Source organism: Bacteroidota bacterium, assembly GCA_034723125.1.
Classification (GTDB): Bacteria; Bacteroidota; Bacteroidia; order CAILMK01; family JAAYUY01; genus JAYEOP01.
This window is the reverse complement of the sequence record JAYEOP010000187.1, coordinates 1-7,831: the sequence shown is the minus strand read 5'-3', so window position 1 is coordinate 7,831 and position 7,831 is coordinate 1. Positions and strand designations below refer to the sequence as shown.

Here is a 7,831-nt window from a genome sequence, read left to right as displayed (position 1 = left end):
GTTGCGAAACAAGGAATTATGAATAATGAAATTTGTTGTCCACAAAAGTTGCTAAGCGTTATCTTTTTACTTCAAGATTCTTTATTCCTTGTTCAATATTCATTATTAAAAAAAGCTTTTTTTGTGCTTGAGATATTGACTACCTTTGTTGAATATATATTTTTTTTTATAAATCAGGCAACCATTGTTAGGACACTTTCGTTCATTAAATCGTAGGGTAAAATGAGTGAGAATAAAACGAAAAAAGAAGATAAAGCTTTAATTAAAGCATGCTTGAAAGGGAAATCATTAGCCCAAGAAAAATTGTTTAAGAAATATTATGGATTGATGATGGGAATTTGTTTAAGATATGCGGTTGATAAACATGAGGCAAATGATATTTTGCAGGAAGGATATATTAAAATATTCAAAAATATTTCAAAATTCAAATTTGAAGGTTCATTTATTAGTTGGATAAAAAGAATTATGATAAATACTGCAATAGATAAATATAGAAAAAATGCAACAATACCGAATTCTTTTGAAGTAAATGAAGAAATTGATTCAAAAAACATTAATGATGTCCTGTCAAATTTAGAAAAACAAGATTTGTTAAAATGTATAAATTCTTTATCAATAGGATATCGAACTGTTTTTAACCTTTATGTTATTGAAGGTTTTTCACATAAAGAAATTGCTGAAAAACTCCAAATTAACGAAGGTACATCAAAATCACAACTTTTTAAAGCAAAACAAAAATTAAAAATAATTATTAATAAAGATTTTTCTTAAACATGGTAGCTGGAAATAAAAATACAGATTCTCTTTTTGATGCATTTAAAGATGCATTTAAAGATTTTGAGGCTGATACTTCTTTCAGTGAAATGACTAATAACTGGAACGCAGTAAATTCAAAAATTAATATTGCCAATCCAATACCGAAAAAAGTATCTTTAAAGTCAATTACTAAAGGCATTTCTGTAAAAAGTGTAGCATTGGTTTCTGCAAGTGCAATTGTAATTACCGTAGCTACATTATTAATAGTAAATTTATTAAATACAAATAATGATAAAATTTACGAACAAAAGAATAATGTTGATATAGTTGGAACAGCTCAGATTGTAAAAGAAGAAAATAAAACAACAAAAATTGAAGATAAACAAGTAACTGAAAAACAGAAAGTATTTATTAAGGAAGAAAAAGAATTTAAAAAACAAATTGATGAAAATAAAAAGACTTTTTCTTCTAATGACAATTTAGTGTTGACGGATAATTTAGAAAATATTTCAAAAGAAGAAAACAGTAAAAAGAATAAAGTAATAGAAAAAGAAAAAAATGATTTTAGTTTGAAGTTTATTGACACTGCAATTTGTATGAACGACTCTATAAGATTTTTCATTTATTCTTCTAATAATAATTCAAATATCAGATATTTATTGAGATGTGATGGAAAAAAATATTACTTGAATTCAGGCTATTATGCCATAAAATTTGATGACTACGGCATTTATAATCTAAGATTTTCAATAGTTGGTAATGAGAACAAAACACAAAAAACACAAAAAATAATTATTAGGAAAAGCCCTATTTCAAAATTTAAATTTGATGCTTCACATACACCGGAATTTAGTTTCTTCAATCTTAGCAAATATGAGAATAAAGTATTTTGGATTTTAGATGATAATAATAAAACAACTGTTAATAATCCTGTACACGAATTTAATGATACAGGAATTTATATTGTAAAGTTAATTGCACTAACATATTCAGGATGTTCCGATACATTTATACAAAAAATAGATGTTAAGAAATATCCTAAAGTGAGTATGCCTAATAGCTTTTCGCCAAACGGTGATGCTGTAAATGACTTTTATAAAATATCAATTGAAGGTGAAAAATTATTTAAGTTAACTATTGTAAACAGATATAAACAAACAGTTTTTAAAAGTGAAGATAAAAATTTATCATGGGATGGAACCGATATTAATTCAGGAAAGGAATGTCCTGAAGGTACTTATTATTATTTCTTTAATTATCGTTTACAAGGACAACAGACACCAGTTTCATTACATGGAACAATAAGATTATTCAGATAATAAAATAAAAAAATGCAAGCAACCTGTGAGGATGAAAAAACGTTATTTATAAAAGAATTGGTCAATATAAAAAAAAATATTACTTTTGAACATAAATTAAAAACAACTATCATGAAAATTAAGCAAAAATTTAGGAATGCGTTTCTCTTGATGCTTTTATTGTTAGGGTTTAATTATTTGGCAAATGCACAGTGTGACATTTCTGTCAATAAAACTTCTACCTGTAGAGGCTCATCAATAACTTTTAAAATTCCGTCAACCACAACATTCTCATCTATAAAATGGGATTTTGGTGATGGAGATTCTAGTCTTATGCCTGTACCTGAAGCAACACACGCATTTGATACTTTTGGAACCTTTACAGCTTGTGTTTATTTATACACTTCAACCGGTTCTGTAAAATGTTCAGATTGCATTGATGTTACGATATATGACAATCCAAATGCTGATTTGATTTTACCTTCTCAGGCAACTATGTGCTTTGAAAATAATTATTTTTGTTTTGATGACAATTCTACACCAGGACAGTCAAATGCACCAATCGCAGATCTTACTTGGGATGTTGGTGATGGTAATGTTTATACAAATCTTACAAAACCATGTCATACTTATACTAAAAGTGGGAAATATACAATTTTACTACAGATAGCCGATACTAATGGTTGTGTTGATACAGCATCAAAGGTTTCTGAAATTGTTGTACTTCCTAAACTTGCTCCTAAATTTGAAACTCAGTTTGCAATTGGATGTCCGGAAACAAATGTGAAATTTAAAAATACAACAGATACTAACGGTAAAAATATTGTGCGTTGGTGGTGGGATTTTGATGATGGTTCTGGTGATTCAACTTCTGCAGACTCTATGTTTGGCAAACCACCATTCAGCCATACTTATACAATGGATGGTAGTTTCCATCCTAAACTTATTATAGAAAGTGCATTCGGATGTGTTGATAGTTTTATTAATTATTCAGGTGCTAAAAATATTTTCTATTGGTTTGATATTTTGAAAAGTCAAGGCGGACCGGTTTGCTGGGAAGGAAATGAATTATGTTTTAAACAAGAACCAAGACCAAATGCTTATTATTGGTTGTGGGTATTTGATGATCCACCATCAATGTTATTAAATACTAATGATGAATCATGGGAACCATGTCATCATTATACAGCTCCTGGTTTTTACGATATTACATTAACGATATACGAACCAAACTGTATAAGAGATACAACATTCTGTGTTTTCATTCCATTGAAAGGACCACAGGCAATGATAACCTTGCCTCCTCCTCCTGCATTTCCACCAAATGATGAACTTCAGGCGAAACCAATTCCATTGTCAACGTTTCATTACATGAGTTCACAATGCTGGAACCCTAATGGAGACCCTATTGATTATGTTACAAGAACATCTGTTCCACCTTTTCTTGTTAGTTCAGTTGATACCTATTGTAATGCAGTATTAGACAGTATAAATTTTGATACAACTTTTAAACCTTATCCATGTTATGATAATAAACCTCCAAGGATAATATCAATCAATTATCCTTTTAAAAGCCCAACAGGAACCAAAAATTTTTATGACAGTGTAACCGAAACAAACGGAACATGGTTCCCTGGAGATCCATTACCAAATGGTGTTACAAGCGGAAACGTTTATTATCCAAAAAGTGGTACTGCTACTCCACAAACAATGCATGATACGGATTTATATATACATAATTGTAGTGGACCAAACTATGTGAGGTTTACAAATAACTCTAAAAAATATCGCTTGTATTACGCAATTGATGATGATCCTACAACTTATACCTTCCCTGCTAACGATCTTTCTCAAGACCAATGCAGAAACCCATCTTATCCATGGGCAAGTGATAGTATGGAATATTGGTGGGATTTTACCGATGGCGACCAATGTACTTCAACAGTAGCAGTACCGAATATGGACTGTAGATATTCTGATGAAGTTCAACCTTGGCACTTATTTAAAGAAGACGGATGTTATTCCGTACAATTAAGAGTTACTGATAACGTAACAAATTGTGTGAGTTTAGCAAGTGTAAATATTGTAATGGAGCCACCTGATGCTAGTTGGGATGAAGATAAGTTTACATATCTTGATTGGGCATTACAAAAGGTAACGCCACCTGCACTTGGAAGAAGAGGTGTAATATTAAATGGTACCCCTTGTGTTGGACAAAGTTACCCACAGAGACCTGATTTTACTGAGACTTTACCTTCTTGTGCAAGGCAAAAATGGTGGATGGTCTTTGATTCGGCAGCTCAGTGTGCTGCTAATTGTAGTGATACAACAGCCCTTGATACTAGTGGAAATGGAAATGCAGATCATTATGCAACCCACCAAACAATAACTTGTGGTTGGATTGATGATATTACTTTTATGATGATGGGTAATAAATGGATTTATGGCGATGGCGGCTGGAAAACAATAGGATTGATAATTAAGACAGGTGATTGTCTTGATACTTTCTTCTATTATAATTATAAGTATATTTTTGACCTTCAAGCTGGATTTAATCTTAATGATCCTTACAACTTTAAGTATGGTGAATACCTACCAATGAATTATGCAGAGTCGCAACATTTGAGATTATGTCCCCCACATCAGGCTATTCTTACAGTTGCTGATACACAACAAGTAGGTATTACTAAGTTTACATTTATGATTTCAAAATTTTACGCTCCACCATGGACAAAACCAATTTATATTGAAGATAGCTGTACGCTTACAAAAAAGGATACAATATTCTGGTTATGTCATCAGGATTCATTTACACTTGATCCATTTACAGGTAAAAAAGTTTTTCACGATTGTTTTATGTATCCTGACGTAACAAAAGGTAAACCAGTTAATCAAAATTGGCTTAACAATATGGCTTCTCAAGGATGGTTTGCTTCTGATACTTTCCCGCAGTTAACATTGCAGGATTCATTTTATATGAAAGATACTTCGGCACCTTATGCTACAAGGCTTGAACCGAATTATAGTATGAGTCAGCCCGGTAAGTATTATGTGATTTCATTAATCAGGAATGTTTACGGTTGTGTAAATATGGGACAAGCAGAAGTTTATGTAGGACACTATACTAACTTTTTAGCAGATGATAGAGTTATTTGTTACGAAGGCGGAGGTGATACTGTTACCTTTACTCATTTTATTAGATATTTCCAAGTTCAATTACAACCATGGGATCCACACCTTAATCAAACACCGTTTTGGGAAGATCCTATTGGCAACAGACCTTGGGGTAAACCTACAATTATAGAGAAAGTAGAATTTGATTGTGATGGAGACGGAGTATTTGAAACTAATGGAATAAAAGATGAGGATAGTGTTACTTTTATTTACGATACTCCCGGTGATTATACAGTAAGTATGAGAACCACCGATAGTAATGGTTGTGTTCAAGTTCTTGAACGAAAAGCTTTCATAAAAGTTATTGGAGTAGTTGCTGATTTTGCAGATACAAATACTTCAAAACCATATATCTGCGGTCCTAAACTTATTGGATTTAACGATATGTCTTATGGATTGAATAATTATGGATATGTTTATTATCCAAATGGTACTGTTAAAGATAGCTTCCTTATTGACTCTGTTTATAAATGGAAATGGGAATTTGGTGATGAATTGGGATCAAGAAGTCTTAGTTACATAGAAGATCCATTGCACACATATTTAAATAATGGAAACTTTGATGTAATGTTGATTGTAGAAAATACTAATGGATGTGTGGATACTATAATGAAACCAAATTTCATTGAATTATTAGGACCAGAACCAAAATTTCATATACTTAAAAATGGTGTAAAGTCTAATCACGATACACTTTGTGCAGGAGATTATCTAATTGTTAAGGATTCATCAATGAATTTAAAATCTTGGGAATTTAATAAAGGTGATAATACAACCGCCTCCTTTACAAATTATTCAAATTCAACTGACAGTACATTCGAAATCCAATATACACAACCCGGAGTTTATTACATTTCATTGATAGCCTCTGATAGTGTATATAATCCTGCGGTTCAACGCTATGTACCTTGTACGTCAATATTTGCTGATTCTTCCGATCAGGATGATCCTCACTTTATTGTAACAGTACTTCCAATTCCAAGAACAAAATTTAGCGGAGATACCTTGATTTGTGATAGCACAACAGCAGTATTCGATGATTTATCTGATACTGGTTATCAAGAGCTTTATTGGAATTTTGGTGATGGAACAGATCATTTGGACGTTCCGGGAAAAACAGTATATCATGTTTTTACAACTATGGGATCGGATGATACAACATATACCGTTAAACTTGACGGATATGGAAACAGTTGTCCTGATAAGCAAAAATCAATTCAGATTAGAGTAATGAAAACAGTTGCAGATATTGGTGTTGTAGATTCCAGCGGATTACCTGAATTTACTTTTACTAACAAATCAACAGGTGCTACAAACTATAAGTGGACTGTTGAAGGAATTGATACTGAAAAAGAGAATACTGATTATTATAAAGAGTTTACAACAATGGATACTTCATTGTTTGTTAATGATTTCGGTAATGAAAAAGGCGATTTCAGAGTTTGTCTTTACTCATGGATAAATAATCCTAACCTTGATCCTGCTAGTGAGGGATGTCTTAAAAAGGAATGTGTAGTTATCAATAACTATTTTAGTGTAAAAATTCATATTCCTAACATATTTACTCCTGAAGATAAAAATTCAACTAATGATGAATTTACTATTGAGAATGAAGGTGTAGAACTTTGGGACATTACTATCTTTAACAGATGGGGTGAGAAAGTATTTGAATCAACAGATCCTAATGTACATTGGAATGGTGATAATATGAATTCCGGACAAGCATGTGCAGGAGGTACTTATTACTATGTAATCAATTATCAATTAAGAGGTAAGAAAATGGAGAATCAGGCAGGTTCCGTTACTCTTATAAGATAATTATTTTTATTAAATTTGCAAAAAGGCATCACATTAGTGGTGCCTTTTTTTTGTTTAAAACAAAATACACTATTTTCTTTTTCCAACATCTTATGTGATTTAGATAATATTCTCAAGTTTCGCACAGATTATAAAATTACTCTTTTCGTAATCTGTGAATCTGTCTTCGACAGACGTAGTCTTACTTTTATTACACTTAGCTTATCTTCGACAGACGAAGTCTGTGGCTTTAATATTTTTTACCCACAAAAATCAATATAGAACTAAAAATTATTGTAAATTGATTTTTGAATAAACTATTCAATAATCTGAAAAAATGAATTTCTGGAACAAAGTACCTTTGTTTAGATTTGTTATTCCATTTATATTAGGGATTTTATTTGCAATAAATTACCGATTTTTAGCTCAATCCAATTTCTATTATTTTGTTGTAATTTCAGTTCTATTACTTTTTGTTATACGGTTTTTTAAAATACAGCATTCATATTCTTTGCGTTGGATATTTGGCTTGTTATTAAATGTAATAATATTTTTTGCCGGTTATTTTCTTGTTTTATCAAGGGTAGGCATTAACCAACCCTTACATTTCTCAAAATACTTAAATGAAAATGATATAATTGTAGCCAAAATTATTGAATATCCAGAGGAGAAAGAGAAAACATTTAAAAGCATTGTTAAGGTAAAGTATGTTAAGAGCAATTCGGGAATTCATAAAACTACAGGAAAAGCTTTGGTTTATTTTCGGAAAGATAGTTTAACAGCACTCTTAAAATATGGAGATATAA

At 31.1% G+C, this 7,831-nt stretch carries 5 protein-coding genes; all 5 read left to right on the top strand.

Features of this window, described 5'->3' with window-relative positions; translation table 11 throughout:
• The coding region (locus tag U9R42_05565; GenBank protein ID MEA3495488.1) for a hypothetical protein at window positions 1–216 on the top strand (216 nt) is incomplete at its 5' end.
• Between the two features lie 6 nt (window positions 217–222).
• Window positions 223–771: a sigma-70 family RNA polymerase sigma factor gene (locus U9R42_05560; GenBank protein MEA3495487.1), complete on the top strand. Its 549-nt coding sequence runs from the start codon at window positions 223–225 to the stop codon at window positions 769–771.
• A gap of 2 nt (window positions 772–773) precedes the next feature.
• On the top strand, window positions 774–2,075 hold the full coding sequence (locus U9R42_05555; protein ID MEA3495486.1) for a gliding motility-associated C-terminal domain-containing protein: 1,302 nt from the start codon (window positions 774–776) through the stop codon (window positions 2,073–2,075).
• Window positions 2,076–2,186: 111 nt separating this feature from the next.
• Window positions 2,187–7,046: a PKD domain-containing protein gene (locus U9R42_05550; GenBank protein MEA3495485.1), complete on the top strand. Its 4,860-nt coding sequence runs from the start codon at window positions 2,187–2,189 to the stop codon at window positions 7,044–7,046.
• A gap of 316 nt (window positions 7,047–7,362) precedes the next feature.
• On the top strand, window positions 7,363–7,831 hold a 469-nt coding region (locus U9R42_05545), incomplete at its 3' end, for a DUF4131 domain-containing protein (protein MEA3495484.1).

Excerpts from the sequence above, each read along its gene's own strand:
- U9R42_05560 (MEA3495487.1), top strand. The coding sequence starts at position 223 with ATGAGTGAGAATAAAACGAAAAAAGAAGATAAAGCTTTAATTAAAGCA.
- U9R42_05555 (MEA3495486.1), top strand. The coding sequence starts at position 774 with ATGGTAGCTGGAAATAAAAATACAGATTCTCTTTTTGATGCATTTAAA.
- U9R42_05550 (MEA3495485.1), top strand. The coding sequence starts at position 2,187 with ATGAAAATTAAGCAAAAATTTAGGAATGCGTTTCTCTTGATGCTTTTA.